This is a genomic window from Marivirga arenosa (genome assembly GCF_030503875.2).
Classification (GTDB): Bacteria; Bacteroidota; Bacteroidia; order Cytophagales; family Cyclobacteriaceae; genus Marivirga; species Marivirga arenosa.
In genome coordinates this window covers 1578046-1595067 of the sequence record NZ_CP129968.2, presented here as the reverse complement: position 1 = coordinate 1595067, position 17022 = coordinate 1578046, and the positions used below count along the sequence as shown (strand labels likewise).

General features: G+C 33.7%; 15 protein-coding genes. 5 read left to right on the top strand and 10 right to left on the bottom strand.

The features are described 5' to 3' along the window. Positions 1–31: 31 nt before the first annotated feature. The 3 genes from QYS47_RS06920 to QYS47_RS06910 form a co-directional block, all read right to left on the bottom strand. Positions 32–271 (bottom strand): hypothetical protein, encoded by a 240-nt coding sequence (locus QYS47_RS06920; protein WP_302127006.1) that lies wholly within the window; start codon positions 269–271, stop codon positions 32–34. 44 nt (positions 272–315) lie between these two features. Next, the gene (leuS, locus tag QYS47_RS06915; RefSeq protein ID WP_322348161.1) at positions 316–3051 is read right to left on the bottom strand and encodes a leucine--tRNA ligase; all 2736 of its coding nucleotides are present in this window, start codon (positions 3049–3051) and stop codon (positions 316–318) included. Positions 3052–3215: 164 nt separating this feature from the next. Continuing rightward, positions 3216–3395 carry a hypothetical protein gene (locus QYS47_RS06910; protein WP_302099641.1) on the bottom strand — a complete coding sequence of 60 codons (180 nt, stop codon included), beginning with the start codon at positions 3393–3395 and terminating at the stop codon, positions 3216–3218. Between the two features lie 121 nt (positions 3396–3516). On the opposite strand from QYS47_RS06910, the gene QYS47_RS06905 reads away from it, so the two are divergent. Further along, positions 3517–4047 (top strand): DUF4920 domain-containing protein, encoded by a 531-nt coding sequence (locus QYS47_RS06905; protein WP_302127009.1) that lies wholly within the window; start codon positions 3517–3519, stop codon positions 4045–4047. Between the two features lie 50 nt (positions 4048–4097). On the opposite strand, the gene QYS47_RS06900 is transcribed toward QYS47_RS06905, so the two are convergent. Further along, positions 4098–4469, bottom strand: a complete 372-nt coding sequence (locus tag QYS47_RS06900; RefSeq protein ID WP_302127010.1) for a hypothetical protein — start codon at positions 4467–4469, stop codon at positions 4098–4100. Continuing rightward, the gene (locus tag QYS47_RS06895; protein ID WP_322348160.1) at positions 4466–6889 is read right to left on the bottom strand and encodes a penicillin acylase family protein; all 2424 of its coding nucleotides are present in this window, start codon (positions 6887–6889) and stop codon (positions 4466–4468) included. The genes QYS47_RS06900 and QYS47_RS06895 overlap by 4 nt, the downstream gene beginning before the upstream one ends. A gap of 250 nt (positions 6890–7139) precedes the next feature. Between QYS47_RS06895 and QYS47_RS06890 the strand changes: the two genes are divergently transcribed. Next, complete coding sequence (locus QYS47_RS06890; RefSeq protein ID WP_322348159.1) at positions 7140–9257, top strand: ComEC/Rec2 family competence protein; 2118 nt, start codon at positions 7140–7142, stop codon at positions 9255–9257. A gap of 3 nt (positions 9258–9260) precedes the next feature. Beyond that, positions 9261–10034 (top strand): enoyl-CoA hydratase/isomerase family protein, encoded by a 774-nt coding sequence (locus tag QYS47_RS06885; protein WP_322348158.1) that lies wholly within the window; start codon positions 9261–9263, stop codon positions 10032–10034. A gap of 35 nt (positions 10035–10069) precedes the next feature. Here the strand turns inward: QYS47_RS06885 and QYS47_RS06880 are convergent, their stop codons facing one another. Genes QYS47_RS06880 through QYS47_RS06870 form a run of 3 tightly spaced genes read right to left on the bottom strand, consistent with a single transcriptional unit; the run spans position 10070 to position 12853 of the window. Next, positions 10070–10663 carry a DUF6992 family protein gene (locus QYS47_RS06880; protein WP_302127014.1) on the bottom strand — a complete coding sequence of 198 codons (594 nt, stop codon included), beginning with the start codon at positions 10661–10663 and terminating at the stop codon, positions 10070–10072. Positions 10664–10665: 2 nt separating this feature from the next. Further along, positions 10666–11295: a LysE family translocator gene (locus tag QYS47_RS06875; protein ID WP_322348157.1), complete on the bottom strand. Its 630-nt coding sequence runs from the start codon at positions 11293–11295 to the stop codon at positions 10666–10668. 1 nt (position 11296) lies between these two features. Next, positions 11297–12853: a GH3 family domain-containing protein gene (locus QYS47_RS06870; RefSeq protein WP_322348156.1), complete on the bottom strand. Its 1557-nt coding sequence runs from the start codon at positions 12851–12853 to the stop codon at positions 11297–11299. A gap of 173 nt (positions 12854–13026) precedes the next feature. Between QYS47_RS06870 and QYS47_RS06865 the strand changes: the two genes are divergently transcribed. Both QYS47_RS06865 and QYS47_RS06860 read left to right on the top strand, forming a co-directional pair. Continuing rightward, positions 13027–13689, top strand: coding sequence for a YggS family pyridoxal phosphate-dependent enzyme (locus QYS47_RS06865; protein ID WP_322348155.1), 663 nt, complete (start codon positions 13027–13029; stop codon positions 13687–13689). A gap of 270 nt (positions 13690–13959) precedes the next feature. Next, the gene (locus QYS47_RS06860) at positions 13960–14340 is read left to right on the top strand and encodes a DUF423 domain-containing protein (RefSeq protein ID WP_322348154.1); all 381 of its coding nucleotides are present in this window, start codon (positions 13960–13962) and stop codon (positions 14338–14340) included. A gap of 17 nt (positions 14341–14357) precedes the next feature. Here QYS47_RS06860 and QYS47_RS06855 read toward each other — a convergent pair whose 3' ends face one another. Both QYS47_RS06855 and QYS47_RS06850 read right to left on the bottom strand, forming a co-directional pair. Continuing rightward, positions 14358–15695, bottom strand: a complete 1338-nt coding sequence (locus tag QYS47_RS06855) for a toxin-antitoxin system YwqK family antitoxin (RefSeq protein WP_322348153.1) — start codon at positions 15693–15695, stop codon at positions 14358–14360. A gap of 86 nt (positions 15696–15781) precedes the next feature. After that, positions 15782–16960: an acetyl-CoA C-acyltransferase gene (locus QYS47_RS06850; RefSeq protein WP_302127017.1), complete on the bottom strand. Its 1179-nt coding sequence runs from the start codon at positions 16958–16960 to the stop codon at positions 15782–15784. Between the last annotated feature and the right edge of the window lie 62 nt (positions 16961–17022).

The following is a 17022-nucleotide window of genomic DNA, read 5'->3' as shown; positions in this document are numbered from 1 at the left end:
TAATAATGTGAAGTATTATTTATTTTAATGGCTATTTAACTAATCCTTTTAAGTACAAATTAAATTCTAAAGCGGTTGTGCTTTGAAAATCATCGTGTTCCAAATCTTCCTTAATATGTTCATCAAATTCCATTTTAGTTTTCTCGATTTTACCTTCAGGATGAATAATTAATTCTAAACCCGTAAAATTGATAGGGTTTACCTGCACCAAAATGGTATAATCATCAAACACCCTTTTGTAATATTCATGAACAACTGCACTACTTTTCATATATCAGAAAATTAAAAGGTAGGCTAAAAACCTACCTATTTATTTTAAACTACTACGTTAACAATCTTTTTAGGAACGATAATCATTTTCTTGATAGGCTTCCCATCAATCCATTTTTGAACCTTAGGATTCTCAAGCACTGCCTTTTCAATTTCTTCTTTTGGAGTTTCTAAAGCGAAAGTCATATTGTCTCTATGCTTCCCATTAACTGAAACTGGATAAGTATGCTCATCTTCTTTTACAAAATCAGGATTAAATTGTGGCCAGCCCGCTTCAGAAACACTACCTTCATTCCCTAATAAATGCCATAATTCTTCACAAATATGTGGTGCATATGGTGCAATAATTCTAACCAAATCACTTAAAACTGCCCTATTATTTGATTTTAAATCAGTAAGCGTATTGACACATATCATGAAAGTAGAAACTGATGTATTAAAAGAGAAATTCTCAATATCATATTCCGCTTTCTGAATAGCTTGGTGTAATGCTTTTAATTCCTGTTTGCTAGGTTCAGAATCATTCACTTTGAAATTACCCTCTGCATCATGGAATAATCTCCAGAATTTCTTTAAGAATTTATGAGTTCCATCAATACCATTTGTATTCCAAGGCTTGAATTGCTCTAATGGTCCTAAGAACATTTCATACAAACGAAGAGTATCCGCTCCATACTTCTCAATCACATCATCCGGATTCACTACATTGTATTTGGATTTGGACATTTTCTCAACCTCAGCACCACAGATGTATTTACCATCTTCTAATATGAATTCAGCATTTTCATTTTCAGGTCTCCACTTCTTAAATGCTTCAATATCTAATACATCATTGTCTACAATATTCACATCAACATGAAGTGCTTGAGTTTTATATAGGTCTTTTAAGCCATGAGAAACAAATTTATTCTCGCCTTCAACTCTATATATAAAATTAGATCTCCCCTGGATCATTCCCTGATTAATCATTTTTTGGAAAGGTTCATCAACACTTAGGAAACCTAAATCATAAAGAAATTTAGTCCAGAAACGCGAGTATAATAAATGACCCGTAGCATGCTCAGAACCCCCAATATATAAGTCTACATTCTGCCAGTATTTTTGCTTATTTTCATCCACAAAGTGATCTTTGTTGTTAGCATCCATATAGCGGAACATGTACCAGCTTGAACCAGCCCAACCTGGCATAGTACTCTTTTCTAATTCAAAACCATCCTCAGTTTTCCAGTTATTGGCTCTTGCCAATGGTGGCTCACCATCTTCAGTTGGTAAATATTTATCCACCTCAGGTAATTCTAAAGGCAATTGATCTTCTTCTAATAAATATGGAATTCCATTTTTGAAATATACTGGAACGGGCTCCCCCCAATAGCGCTGACGACTAAAAATAGCATCACGCATACGGTAATTTATTTTAGCATACCCAATACCTTTATCGCGCATATAATCGATAGCTTTCATTTGCGCATCTTTAATGCTTAAGCCCGTTAAGAAATCTGAATTGATTATTTTATCATGTTCATCAACTACCTCAACAATTGGAAGCTCAAAATGCTCTGCAAATGCTTTGTCTCTATCATCATCAGATGGTACAGCCATCACTGCTCCAGTACCGTAACCAGCTAATACATAATCTCCGATCCAAACTGGTATTTTTTCATTAGTGAAAGGATGAATAGCATAGGCCCCCGTAAAAGCTCCGGAAACTCTTTTCACCTCCGTCATTCTCTCACGCTCTGATCTGTTTTTAGCCACATTTACGTATTCTTCAACTTCTTTTCTCTGTTCATCAGTTGTTATCTTTTCAACTAGATCATGTTCTGGTGCCAAAACCATGAAGGTGACACCGTAGATAGTATCTATTCTTGTGGTGAAAACTTCAATCTTTTCATCACTATCTTCTAACCGAAATGCTAATTGAGCCCCAACTGATTTACCAATCCAGTTTCTTTGCATTTCTTTAACGGGTTCCGGCCAATCTAAATCCTCAAGTCCTCGCAATAATCGGTCAGCAAAAGCAGAAATTCTCATGCTCCACTGCATCATCTTTTTACGCTCTACTGGATGTCCACCTCTTTCACTAAATCCATCTTTAACCTCATCATTTGAAAGCACTGTACCTAAAGCCGGACACCAGTTCACCACTGCTTCTGAAAGATAAGCTATTCGGTATTTTAGTAATATCTCTTGTTTCTTTTCATCTGAAAAATTAAACCAATCTTCAGCAGAGAAACTTTCCACATCTTCGTCACAAGCAGCTTTTACTAACTGGTTCCCTGTTTTTTCAAAGTGCTCTTCAAGTACCAATATATGTCTAGCCTTATCATCCACTAAATCATACCAGCTATTGAAAAGCTGCATAAATATCCACTGAGTCCATTTATAGAAAGACGGGTCACTAGTTCTTACTTCTCTATCCCAATCGTATGCAAAACCTATATTTTTTAATTGCTCAATATATCGTTTAATGTTTTGCTCAGTGGTAACAGCAGGATGTTGACCCGTTTGAATAGCATATTGTTCAGCAGGAAGTCCGAAAGAATCGAAGCCCATTGGATGTAATACATTGAAACCTTGCTGCTTTTTGTATCTGGCTACAATATCTGAAGCAATATAACCTAAAGGATGGCCAACATGTAAACCTGCTCCTGATGGGTAAGGAAACATATCCAAAGTATAATATTTAGGCTTAGAAAAATCATCTGCTGCCTTAAATACTTTATTCTCTTCCCAGTAGGTTTGCCATTTTTTCTCGGTTTCTCTGAACTGATATTCTGACATAATTTGATTTATATTTTAATCTGATTGAAGAATCACAAAATTATTTAAGCTGCAAAATTACAGCTTTTGGATTGGGAAGGAATAAATTAAGTCAATCTTTTCAAAATCAAATAAAAAAAGGTGCTAAAAAGCACCTTTTCACATTAACCAACTAATCACTAAAACTAACTAAAAAACTTTTTTACTATCGGGTTGGAATCAATTACATGTTCCTTTTTATCAAATTCTTTTTGAGCATGTCCAAAATTTGAATTGAATTTTGAACCTAGAAGGAAAATCAAAATACCTACAATAACTCCTAATGTTAATAGTAAATTTCTTCCGATCTTTTTACTCTTTTCCATTTTGCTCTCTTTTGATAATATTCATTACAATGATTATGCCAAAGACAAAAAAGTTGCATGCTTTTTAATCTTTTTTATTAACGCAATAAAAAGTACCTTCGTATTTTAAAATTAAAAACTTATGAAAAAATCACTTTTAGCTATTATTGTAGTTATTTACGGCCTGTACAGTTGTACTGAACAAAAGAAAAATGAAACAGAAGTCAGTACAACTTCTGAAGAAATTGTTAACTCGGAAGAAGTTATCCAAAATTCAAATGAAGAAAGCTTTTTAGGAGAAGCCTTCAACACAGAAGACTTAACCTCTTTGAATAATTTAGTGAACCATATGAATGAAAGTGATTCATTAAATGCAACTGTTGAAATTACGGTTACTGAAGTTTGTCAAGCTAAAGGATGTTGGATGACTGCCAAATTACCAAATGGTGAATCCATGCGAATTACTTTCAAAGACTATGGTTTTTTCATGCCTAAGGATTTAGCAGGAAAAACTGTTAGAATGCATGGTGTAGCAAAAAGAGAAGAAACAGACGTAGCTACGTTAAAACACTTCGCTGAAGATGCTGGCAAATCAGAAGAGGAAATAGCCCAAATAACGGAAGCTAAATTAGATTATAAATTTGTAGCTTCAGGTGTGAATTTAATGCAGTAATATTCATTTTCGAATTACAAAATGAAAGCAGTTCAAATGAACTGCTTTTTTTATCTATACAACCCTCTGTCCTTTTTTCTCATAAAAATTCTCCTGAACCTAAAACCACTTAGAGTACTAAAACCACCCACCAAAGCAGCTACAAGACCTGTAATCAAAACCATATAAATACCATCATTCAAAGTAAAAATCTCTGCGATTTTATTTGAAAGTATGCCACTCGATTCAGTATGAATTAAAAAAGATTGTACTAACCACAATAGTCCTAAACCTATAAAGCCACTAAAAAATGTGCTTAGATTTTTCCCTGCTACAATGGCACCGGCAAAAAATGCACAAACTGCCATTGACCACCATGGGAAATACATTAAAGAAAAATGTGATGCTACAATAATAATTATCGTTCTAATGATAAATTTCATTTCTCTTGAGGAGTTAAAGTTTGGGTAAAAATAATGTTATGTAAATCTGAAGCAATAGTGTTATTATCTAATTCATAGTATTCACCATTGCTCCATTTTTCAATCAGATTGTCATAAAAAAAGCTACCAGGGTTTCCTGATTGGCCTCCAGGATATACTCCAAAAGCTTTTATTGGCTCTTCTAAAGAAACCACCATTCTCCAAGAAGGACCGTGTCTACCTGAGGTAGCATTTAAAATATGTCGATTACCCCCTATTTGTATACTATCAGTACTAAAAGGTGCCAATCTAGCTAAATGCTGTACAGTCGTATTTTTAAAATTACTCCAGGTTAAATTAGCTTCTGATGAAGCTTTCCAGTTTTCAACTGAATCTACTGCAAATTGAAAGCTTTGAAGATATAAGGCATTTACATCTTCTTTGACATCAGTATTTTTATTATCAATAAATGGATCATCAGCATGTTCTTTTAAGAGCTCTACCGTTACTGGTAATTCTGGTCTTCTTACCGTGGCTTCCAAACCATAAAATTCATCCCATAGATTTCTGTATAACTCATCCCACCAAATTTCAAAATAAGCAGGAGCCACTGCATCTTCATCAGCCATGAAATTCCAATTTGATAAGGCATCAAAAGCAGTCTTTTGGGGCTCGCTAAGACTCCCTCTATTTAGGCTATCCAACATAGTGGGTAATATCTCGGCTGCTAATAAAGAAAAATTATCATTTTGCAGACGCTTCATGTCTTCAACTGTGATGTTTTGTAACGTCTCCAATTTAGAATTTAACCTTCTATTTCTGTAATGCTCAAAGCCTCTATCATAGTGATAATAAGGGTATGTACTATCTACTGGGATTTGATTAGCTGAGCTTAAAAACCCTTGCTCTGGGTTTTTCATAAATGCATTATGCGATCGAGGGATAAAACCTGCCCAATCCATATCTGCTCTTGATCCATCCATAATGAATTTCCCTTGCTCCTCCCATCTTAAAGGAAATTTACCATTAATCCAAAGTGCGATATCACCATGAACATCAGCGTAAGCAAAATTTTGTGCAGGACAATCATAATGAGTTAAGGCCTCAACATAATCATCATAATTTTTAGCTCTGTTTAACTTATGAAAAGTTAGCTGTTCATTTGAAGGATCGTGTGCGGTCCATCTAAGTGCAAAGTTTGTTTTACTATTTCCAGGTCTGAAGGTTTCATCGTACACAATAGGACCATGATGAGTATAATAGATTGTGTCAATGTAGTTTTCAGCTCCTCTAATTTTAAATTCCTGAATTATCTTTTGAGTTTTTAGCCATTTTCCATTATAAAAATACTCTTTCTTTTCACTATCCTTAAAGGTAATATGATACCAATCTCTTACATCTCTTGTGGCATTGGTAACGCCCCACGAAACACTATCTGTAAACCCAATAATTACACCTAATGCACCTGGAAGAGTTGATCCAAAAACATTTACTGTTGGTGAATTCAAATGCATAACATACCAAATAGAAGGTAAATTTAAAGCCAAATGAGGGTCATTAGCCAACATTGGTTTTCCTGTAGAAGTTTTAGATCCACTCACTGTCCAATTGTTACTACCATTTTGAGGATCTGGCTGAGGAGCTTTATCATCAGGAAATACTAAAGGGAAATTTACTGAATCTGGTCTTTCAACAGATTTAGGTTCAAAATCCCAAACTTTGCTTTTTGGTATTACGGGATCAAAATCTTTGTATCGATCAGGAAATAGGAAATCAAATCGCTCCTTTCCTAACATTTTCAATAAGTAAGTATTTTCAGCATCGCTATCGCCACCAGCCAAATCATTCGCCATATATTTTAATAATAAACCTGATTTTAGCTTCGTCCATTTTTCAGGCTTATAGTCTAACAGTTTATATTCAACAGGTAAATCTTTATAGCTAAGGGAAGCAATATATTCATTAACACCCTTTGTGTAAGCATCTAATAAAGGGCCAATAATAGGATCTTCCTCCATCATTTTAACTGCTTTATTCGCTCCGTAAAGCAAACCATTTCTTCTTTGGTAGCGATCAAAATCCAATGCATCTTTTCCAATTATTTCTGAAATCCTTCCTCCTGCTGCATGCGTTTGAAATTCCATTTGCCAAAGCCGATTTTGAGCTGTTACAAAACCTTGTGCTGTATAAAGATCATGATCATTTTTAGCATAAATATGAGGCACCAAAATAGAATCATAATAAATGCTGACATCCTCCTTTAAACTTTCAATTGATGGAGATTCGTCAAATGGAATATTCGTATTTTCCGAATTAGCCCAGAACCCATTATAAGGATCCAGAAACTTTCCCATGGGTGGTACCTGCCCCCACTTATTGTTAAGGACTACTATTAAAACTAATGAAATAAGAAAAGAGAAAATAAATTTTATGAAATTCATAAGGTTTGAAGCTTAAAACAACATCCTAATGTATAAAAAATTGGATTTATAATGTAATGCTAACCTATAAATATTAAGGTATGCAATTAAAACTAATGTTGAAACATGAAAAAGTCAGGAATTAGCTAATATTTTCATGGAATAAGTCTATTGAAGTATTATCAGTAGAATACAATTAATGATTCATCTTCCATTTAAACTCATGTATCTTCTTATTTCCAAAATAAAAAAGTATTAATTACTTTAGTATATGAACCAAGCCTGGAATCGTTATGCTTTTGTGAGATTTGTAATTTTCATGACCTTAGGTATCATAGCAGGTGCATTTCTCCCCTATCTTATTACAGTAACCACTGTGATATTCCTTATCCTTTCACTTTTATATTATTTTCTATTTCTTAAAAGAGGCCTTAATTTTAATCACTCACAATCTATTGTAAATGCAATTATTGCATTTACACTTTGTTTTACTTTTGGTTTTATAAACTCCTATCAACAAGCAGAGAAGCACGAAAGAAACCATCTTTCAAAGATTGATACAAAAGAAATAAAAGCCTTCAAAGTTACGCTTATTAGCGCTGCTAAAGAAACTGACAAGACTTTTGGATATAAAAGCAAGCTAACTAAAGTAAAAATAGCGAATAGATGGATTGATATATCAGGCAAAGCTATACTGTATTTTCAAAAGGACAGTAGTTCAAAAACTTTAGAATATGGCGACATCCTTATTGTAAAGTCCCCTTTATCTGAATTAGAAGGACCAAAAAATCCATCAGAATTTAATTATAAAAGATTTTTAAGCTTTCAGCAGGTCTTTCATCAACAATACATCCCAAGTTCGCATTGGATAAGAAAAACTGCTAATTCAGCTAATATAATAACCTCCTATTCCATCAAAACCGCTTCTATTCTTGAAGAAAAGATGACAGGATACATCACTAATCCTCAAGCACTTGCAATTGCTAAAGCACTAAGTTTAGGCATTAAAGATGATCTTGATCAAGAGCTGAAAACTGCTTATGCAACAGCGGGAGCAATGCACGTTTTGGCCGTTAGTGGATTGCATGTTGGTATAATATATTTGATCATTTCATTCGCCTTAAAGAAATGGCGTAACCGAAAAGGCAAGAGGTTTTTGTTTGCTGCTATTAACATTCTAATCTTATGGGGCTATGCCTTTATAACTGGGCTCTCGCCCTCCGTTCAAAGGGCTGCTATGATGTTCACTTTTATCATTTTAGCGCAAGCCATGAAAAGGCAAACTAATATCTACAATACATTAGTCGCTTCTGCTTTTGCATTATTATGCATAAATCCATTTTTAATTTTTTCTGTAGGATTTCAATTAAGCTATTTAGCCGTTTTAGGAATTGTTTTCTTTCAACCAAAGATTTATAAACTCATGCAGTTTAAAAAAGCGATATGGGATAAAATTTGGGCTATTACTTGTGTATCCATTGCTGCTCAATTAGTGACCGCACCTCTTGGGTTATTGTATTTTCATCAATTCCCTACCTACTTTTTTTTGTCAAATTTAGTGGTAATACCAGCTTCTTTTATCATTCTAAATGGAACTATAATACTATTGGTTTTTTCATTTTGGGAAATTGCTGCTAAATGGATTGGCTTCTTTTTAGATCACTTTATTCAACTCATAAATTACCTTGTTTTCAGCTTAGATTACCTACCCCATAATACCATAGAAGGAGTCTATTTGTCGACTTTTGAAAGCTGGCTGATTTACGGTATTATATTATTACTAGCACTTTTCATAGCAGAAAAGAAATTGGCTTATTTTCAAACGATAGTAATTCCACTTATACTTTTGGTTGGCAGCATAACTTCAAGACAATATTATAATTTTACTGAGCAAAAAATTACGGTTTATGACACTTCGAAGGAACATGCGCTATCTGTTAAAAATGGATATAAACAATATTTAAAAATTGAAGAGGATCTAATACAAAATAAAAACAAACTGAGATTTCATATTTACCCTAGCCAATTAAAAGCAGGATTAGTTGATTTCAATCCTGAAAAATTCAATAATGATAATCAAAGCAAAATCTTTAAGGATTTTAAAGGTGTAAAGTTCACTGTTTGGAATAACAAAGTTGTTTCTCATTGGTATGAACCTGTAGACAAAACAATAAGATTATCAAAACCTATTGAAGTTGACTTATTAATTGTGAGTAATAATGCGCCTAAATCAGTTGATCAGTTGTTAGAACTATTTGATGCAAGGAAGATTGTGGTGGATGCTTCTAATAACTATTATAAGATTCAAAACTTTAAAACTAAATTTGAGGAAGAAAAGATAAACTATTATATCGTGCCAGAAAAAGGTGCTTTTGAATGGAAATTATAAACTATGGAATTTACGAAAATTGAAATTAAAGAAAGAATAGGTTTTATCACATTAAACCGACCAGACAAAAGGAATGCACTCAGTTACGAATTTGTTGGAGAGTTGAAACAAGCCTTTTCGGAACTAAAAGAAAATGATGATGCAAAAGTAATTGTATTACGAGCAGAAGGTAAAGCTTTTTGTGCCGGTGCAGATTTAGCCTACATTCAAGGACTGCAAAACAACACTTATGAGGAAAATTTGGAGGACTCCAACCATTTAAAAGAGCTTTTCTATCAAATATACACTTATCCAAAAGTTGTAATTGCTGAAATTCAAGGTCATGCATTAGCAGGAGGATGTGGTTTAGCAACCGTTTGTGATTTCTCCTACACTGTACCTCATGCGAAATTTGGTTATACAGAAGTTAAAATAGGTTTCATTCCAGCGATTGTAAAAGTATTTTTATTAAGAAAAATCGGAGAAGGTAAATCTAAAGAATTACTATTATCTGGAAGACTATATGAAGCAAATGATGCTAAAAATATGGGCTTAGTAAATGAGGTTGTGGAAGCCGATAAACTTTCAGAAACTGTTTATGATTTTGCACAAGAACTCATTCAAAACAATTCAGGTCAATCTATGGCCTACACCAAACAAATGATTGCAGAGGTGCAAGAAAAAGGACTTGAAGAAGGATTACAATATGCTGCTGAACAAAATGCTAAAGCTAGAGCTTCAGAAGATTGTAAAAAAGGAATTGCTGCATTCTTAAATAAAGAAACACCTAAATGGTAAACAATAAATAAAGCTCTCATTAAAATGGGAGCTTTTTACAATCCCATTACTATTCCAATTTGGTTGTTTTGGAAATAAACATGAGATAAAAAGTCTGAAATTTGGCTGCTTTTATTGGTATGAATGGTATGCAAGATCAAATCAAAGGCGAATAGAAAGCTACCTTGTAAAACTATTGATTTCCCATACCCTCTTAATCGCTCAGGCCGGCTCGTGGTATTTTTAGCTCTTTCTAACAAATAAAAGCCCCCTGCTATATAGGCTAAATCTAAACCCGCATTAAAAAGTAAAGTCTTTTGAAACGTAACTTGATCAGAAAGTAAATCAGAAGCATTTGATGGCATATCACCAGTAGCAGTAAAATAATATCCCGCACCCGCTATTCCTAAATTCACTAAATTCCACATTAAGTTCATCTCATGGAAATACGCATTTTGCCCAACCCCACTACTTCTTCCTATTGCTCCAGAAGCTATATTTACAAGAGCCCAACTTCCTAAGATTGCCATTCCTGTCTTTCTGATTTTCACATCATTTTGATAGGCCGAACTAATATCAAGATTTTGAGAAAAGGCATCAAAACTTACTAAAAAGAATACAATCGAGAGAGAAAACAAGAACTTACGCATATCTAAAAATTATAATGTTCTACGGCATGATAAAAGAGCCTAAATGAAAACAATATAAGTGCTACCCCTACTATTTTGTTTAAAACATTTAATCGCTTAGGCGTTACCCAGGTTCGGAGCCTATGAGAAAGAGCAACTTTTGAAAAATCTGTGATGATAAGAGTTCCTATAATTCCAGAGAAGAATACAATAACTTCAGTTTGAGTGTAACCATAGCTTTTAGTCACTAAAGTCATTACACCTAACCAGTATAACAAAACAAATGGATTGATCCCATTTAATATAAACCCTTTCGCAAATTGCTTAAAGAAATTTGTCTTTTGAGTATTCACTTCCTGACTTTCCAAATGAATAGTTTTCTTTCTCACACTCAATATACCTGAAATAAGAATGATTAATCCTCCTAATACTCCCATCCAAAAGGACACAACATCATTATTTTGAAAAAGCTTAACTCCAAAATACATTAAAAAAATGTAAGAAGTATCCGCCACCGCTATACCGATAGCCATATAAATACCTGCCTTAAATCCCTTAATAATGCTATTTTGAATAAGCGCAAAAAAAACTGGCCCTAACATTACGGCCAGTAATAATCCAAATAAGATTCCCTTAGAAATTACTGCTAACATATTAATTTACTCCAATCTCACTTAAATAATTATTCCAATCTGATTGTTTTTCCCCTTTCAACACTCTTGGAAATTTATTTTGTCCACCCACTTTTCCTTTTAATTCCATAAATTCAATAAATACTTTATTGGGTAAAACTTTTACGTTGATATCTTTTAATGCAGCAATTCGCTCAACTTTATAATCATCATTTACTTCCTTAAGCTTTGCATCTAGCTTTTCCTTCAATTCACCCTCATTAATATCTGGTGTATCGGTTCCAATATACCAATCGTGTCCAAAAAGGGAACCATGTTTTACACCTAAAACCGTAAACTCCTTCAAATCAAAATTCATTTCTTTAGCAACATCAAGAAGAGCATGATTCATATTATCTACCGATAAATGCTCACCGCAGAGACTTAAGAAATGCTTAGTTCTACCTGTAATTATAATTTCCGAATCTGGCTTTGAAACAAATTTAATAGTATCTCCTATTAAATAACGCCACGCACCAGAACAAGTAGAAATTAACAAAGCATATTCAATATTTTCCTCTACCTCATCAATCATTAAAGTTTCTGGATGATCTACAATATTACCATCATCATCAAAATTCTCTTCTACAAAAGGAACAAATTCATAGAATATACCATTATTCAAAACCAATTTCATGCTATCCACACCTTGATTGGCTTGAAAAGCTATAAATCCCTCTGAGGCTAAATAAGTTTCTATATAATTGATTTCTCTACCTAGCAACTTCTTAAAACCAGTTTTATATGGTTCAAATGCTACACCTCCGTGCACATAAATCTCAAAATTAGGCCAGATCTCATGTATGTTTTTCAGATTATAATGTTTGATTATCTTTTCAATCAAAATAGTAATCCAAGCGGGCACACCTGCTATGATAGTTATGTCCCAATCTTTAGCCTTCAAAGTCATTTGATCCAGCTTTTCTTCCCAATCTTTTTTCTTGGATATCTTTTTGCCTGGCTTATAAAATCGTTGAAACCAAAAGGGTAAATTTGAAGTTGTAATTCCACTTAAATCACCTTCCGCATAATTTCCATTATCCTGTAAATCAGTGCTTCCTCCTACCATTAGCGTTCCGCCTTCAAATACTGAAGAAGGCAAACCTTCATATCTGGACAAAGACAAAATTTGGCGAACACTCGTCTTCTGAATAGCTCTTACCATTTCAGATGATACTGGGATATGTTTTGAACTTGCACCTGAAGTACCTGAACTTAAAGCAAAATATTTAATGGTTCCTGGCCAGGTCACGTCCTTTTCTCCATCCAAACATTTATGCCACCAATTCTCAAACATCTTATTATAATCATGAACTGGGACATGACTTTTAAAATCTTCGTAAAAAGATTTATGCTCATGTTTTTTTAATGATTTTAAAATATTTGAGAAGTCATATGCTTTGCCAAATTGTGTATTTCTAGCAGCAATTATCAATTTTCTGAATTCAGTTTTTTGCAATTCAAATGGAGGAGTATAATCCTGATCCAAACTCTCTCGAATTCGTATCCCTTGTTTAATGAGGTTGCCTAGCAGTGTCATTTATTATTAGGTTGATATCAAAAAGTTAATTAATCATTAATGCTAACGCTTAAACTTTTAACTTTGAAATTAATTATTAAAAAGTAGTTCTTTAAGCAAATATATAACATTAGATATACATAAAAATAACTTTATCATATGATAAGATAAAGTTTATCTTAAAAAATCAATATATGAGTATAGCGGAAAACTTACAAGAAATCAAATCATCACTTGGCGATTGTAAACTGATTGCGGTTAGTAAAACAAAACCAAAAGAAGATTTAATGGAAGCTTATGAAGCGGGTCAAAGAGCCTTAGGTGAAAATAAAGTACAGGAACTTTGTGACAAGGCAGAAGACTTGCCAAAAGATATTGAATGGCACATGATTGGCCATTTACAAAGAAATAAGGTGAAGTACATAGCACCTTTTGTGCATTTAATTCATTCTGTAGATAGCGTTCGTCTATTAAAAGAAATAAATAAACAAGGCAAGAAGATTGATCGCGTTATACCCGTATTATTACAAATGCATATTGCGGAAGAGGAAAGTAAATTCGGTTTAGATGAAAAGGAGTTGGATGAATTACTATCCTCAGATGCATTTAAGGAAATGGAACATATAGAAGTAAAAGGCCTTATGGGTATGGCTACTTTCACTGATGATGAAGATAAAATTAGAAGAGAATTTAAAAGTCTGAAAAAGACATTTGATAAAATCTCCAAGCAGTATAATGATGATAAACTAAACCTACATGAACTTTCTATGGGTATGAGTGGTGATTATCAAATTGCAATTGAAGAAGGAAGCACTATGGTTAGAATTGGAAGTAAAATTTTTGGAGAACGGGGATAGGTTGGCAGGTTTTCAAGTTAGCAAGTTATCAGGTTTTCAGGTTGGCAAGTTATCAGCAGTAAAATGATTTGGTCCGCTCTATGGAAATAAATAGTTGAAAGAGGATGTTGGATGGTAATATTTAGCTCAGGACCACAGGTCAGACTGGAGAAATTTTAAGTGAATAATGTAAAAATAATTTGTTAAAAGTCAGAAGCTGGAAGCTCGAAGTTTTTTCAGCTATTTGATACTTAAAAATTATACCTTAATACTAAAATCTTAAAGAAAAACATGACAAGTAAAATAATCATCATCATTGGAAGTATATCAGGAGCAATATCTGTTATTTTGGGAGCATTTGGAGCTCATGCATTGAAAGATAGTTTAACAGCTTCAGGCAGATTAGATACCTACGAAACGGCTGTAAAATATCAAATGTATCATAGCCTAGCTCTAATACTTTTGGGTATGCTTATGCTTCAGTTTCAACATAAATTCTTGAATTATGCATCTTATTCTTTTTTAATAGGGATGGTCATTTTCTCAGGAAGTTTATACTTATTATGCGCAACTGGAATTACAAAGCTTGGTGCGATTACACCCATAGGAGGACTATTTTTAATTGCAGCCTGGGTATTAATGGCAATTGGAGTTGGTAAAACTGCCTTATAATTAACTAATTAAAGAAACTAGTTTTCTTCTTCAGGAAACTTAGTTTCTTTTAACTGATCGTTAAAATAAACTTCAGTCTTTATTAATTCACCCTCTTTATTGAAGTATTTCCAATCTTCTATTTTTTTATTTCCGGCATACTTTCCGCTTAAAGCTACATTTCCATTATCATAATATTTGAGGTATTCTCCATGCGCTTTACCAAATTTATAAATAGTGGTTTCTTTTTGCTCTCCATTCTCAAAATAAGAAATCTCTAAACCTGATTTTTTACCGACTTGATAATTCACCTCATACTTCAATCCTCCCTCATCATAATATTCTGCATACGCCCCATGTAGTCTGCCACTACTATAATTTTCTACCTTAATTAATTCCCCTTCTTTATTGTAATACTTCCATTCACCAAAAGGCTCATCAACCTTAAAATATTGTTCTGACTTTAATTCTCCATTATCCCAAAATTGCTCTACGTACTTTTGCTTTGCCTCATCAGAGTAAACCGATTTAGTGAGTAAGTTTCCTTCTGAATCATATTCTAAAAATTCACCACTTAAATTCCCGTTTTTATAATTTCTTTTGGCTTTAATTTCTCCACTAGGATAATAGGAAATATTTTCACCTTCTAATACTCCATTTTTGTATTGGCCTATTAGCAGTAGATTACCTTCTTTATCATAGTTTTTAAATTCACCTGACCTCACGCCACCTTTATTCTCAAAAACTGTTTCAAGCTGGCCGTTTGGATAGAAAGTTTTAAACGGTCCACTTAGCTTTCCATTTATATATTCTTCTTGAGTTTTCTTATTCCCATTAGGATAAAATCTTTCAGTTAAACCATTCGGTTCACCATTACTATATTTAATGCGTTGAGATAATGTCCCATCAGGAAAATATTCTAATACCTCCCCTTCAGGTTTCCCATTTACAAAATCACTTTCACTTTTTAGATTCCCAGTTGCATAATAAATCTTCAATTTACCATTTAGAGTATCTTCTTCGAATTGTGCTTCCTGTAATACTTTTCCTTCTTCATTATAAACTATGGTTTTTCCATACCTATTCCCCTCCTTAAACTCAGTAGTTCTCATCAACTCGCCTGTAGGATAGAACATTTTGAAGATGCCTTCTTCCTTACCATTATGAAATGAACCCTTTGCTAAAAGCTCACCACTTTCATAATATTTTTTATAATCACCCTCGATTTGGCTGCTATCATTATTAGCAATGAAATACACCTCCTTAGGCATACTTTCAGCGCTATCATAAAAATTAGTAATCTTCTGCAGTTCCTGAGCGCTTAGAATCTGTAAGCCGATAAATAAGAAAGCAATATTAAGTAGTAATACCCTCATGAAAATTTCAATGGATTGAATGAAAAACAGCTTGTAAATATAACTTACAAGCTGTTAGATTATTATAAAAGACCGAAGTCTTAATTTTACATTTTTTCGATAACGATAGCAGAAGCTCCTCCACCACCATTACAAATACCTGCTACACCAATTTTACCGTTTTTCTGGCTCATTACAGAGTGTAAGGTAGTCATGATTCTTGCACCGGAAGCACCTAATGGGTGTCCTAAAGCTACAGCACCACCAAATACATTCACTTTTTCAGGATCTAACCCTAATTCCATATTATTAGCGATTGCTACAGCAGAGAAGGCCTCATTGATTTCATAAAAATCAACTTCTTCTTTCGTAACGCCTGCTCTTTTCATGGCAATTGGAATAGCTAATGATGGAGCAGTAGTAAACCACATTGGATCTTGAGCTGCATCACCAAATCCTCTAATTTTTGCGATTGGTTTTACTCCTAATTCTTCCGCTTTTTCTTTACTCATTAATACTAATGCAGATGCACCATCATTAATAGTAGAAGCATTAGCTGCAGTTACAGTACCATCTTTAGCAAAGACAGGTCTTAAAGAAGGTATTTTCTCAAATTTTACATTTTTGTATTCCTCATCTTCAGTAATAACCAAGGGATCACCTTTTCTCTGAGGAACTTCTACAGGAACAATCTCTTCTTTGAAGCTTCCATCTTCCGTTGCTTTTGCTACTCTTTTATAAGAGCTGATCGCATAATCATCCTGCATTTCACGGCTGATCTTCATTTCTTTAGCTGTGTTATCAGCACAGTTCCCCATAGGGAATTGATTATATACTTCCCAAAGTCCATCCTTCAATAAACCATCAACTAACTCGCCATTACCATATTTATAACCATAACGAGCTTTAGGAATATAATATGGGATATTAGACATGCTTTCCATACCGCCTGCAACAATCGTGTCTGCATGACCTAACATGATGCTTTGCGCACCAAACATTACGGCCTTCATTCCTGAAGAGCAAACTTTATTTACAGTAGTACATGGAACATTATGACCAATACCTGCACCGATAGCAGCTTGTCTTGCCGGAGCCTGACCTAAATTAGCCGACACTACATTACCCATGAATACTTCATTCACTTCTTTAGCATCAACCTTTGCTTTTGATAAAGCTCCTTTAATAGCCGCAGAACCTAATTGTACAGCGGTTAGGCTAGATAAACTTCCTCCAAAACTTCCGATTGGTGTCCTAACAGCAGACACAATATATACTTCTTGCATTATTATTTTATTTTAGTCGTTCGAATGTAAAATTAATTAAAATATGCTTGTGATAAAACCGA

Coding starts and splice junctions, on each gene's coding strand:
- QYS47_RS06920 (WP_302127006.1), bottom strand. CDS start 271: ATGAAAAGTAGTGCAGTTGTTCATGAATATTACAAAAGGGTGTTTGAT.
- leuS (WP_322348161.1), bottom strand. CDS start 3,051: ATGTCAGAATATCAGTTCAGAGAAACCGAGAAAAAATGGCAAACCTAC.
- QYS47_RS06910 (WP_302099641.1), bottom strand. CDS start 3,395: ATGGAAAAGAGTAAAAAGATCGGAAGAAATTTACTATTAACATTAGGA.
- QYS47_RS06905 (WP_302127009.1), top strand. CDS start 3,517: ATGAAAAAATCACTTTTAGCTATTATTGTAGTTATTTACGGCCTGTAC.
- QYS47_RS06900 (WP_302127010.1), bottom strand. CDS start 4,469: ATGAAATTTATCATTAGAACGATAATTATTATTGTAGCATCACATTTT.
- QYS47_RS06895 (WP_322348160.1), bottom strand. CDS start 6,889: ATGAATTTCATAAAATTTATTTTCTCTTTTCTTATTTCATTAGTTTTA.
- QYS47_RS06890 (WP_322348159.1), top strand. CDS start 7,140: ATGAACCAAGCCTGGAATCGTTATGCTTTTGTGAGATTTGTAATTTTC.
- QYS47_RS06885 (WP_322348158.1), top strand. CDS start 9,261: ATGGAATTTACGAAAATTGAAATTAAAGAAAGAATAGGTTTTATCACA.
- QYS47_RS06880 (WP_302127014.1), bottom strand. CDS start 10,663: ATGCGTAAGTTCTTGTTTTCTCTCTCGATTGTATTCTTTTTAGTAAGT.
- QYS47_RS06875 (WP_322348157.1), bottom strand. CDS start 11,295: ATGTTAGCAGTAATTTCTAAGGGAATCTTATTTGGATTATTACTGGCC.
- QYS47_RS06870 (WP_322348156.1), bottom strand. CDS start 12,853: ATGACACTGCTAGGCAACCTCATTAAACAAGGGATACGAATTCGAGAG.
- QYS47_RS06865 (WP_322348155.1), top strand. CDS start 13,027: ATGAGTATAGCGGAAAACTTACAAGAAATCAAATCATCACTTGGCGAT.
- QYS47_RS06860 (WP_322348154.1), top strand. CDS start 13,960: ATGACAAGTAAAATAATCATCATCATTGGAAGTATATCAGGAGCAATA.
- QYS47_RS06855 (WP_322348153.1), bottom strand. CDS start 15,695: ATGAGGGTATTACTACTTAATATTGCTTTCTTATTTATCGGCTTACAG.
- QYS47_RS06850 (WP_302127017.1), bottom strand. CDS start 16,960: ATGCAAGAAGTATATATTGTGTCTGCTGTTAGGACACCAATCGGAAGT.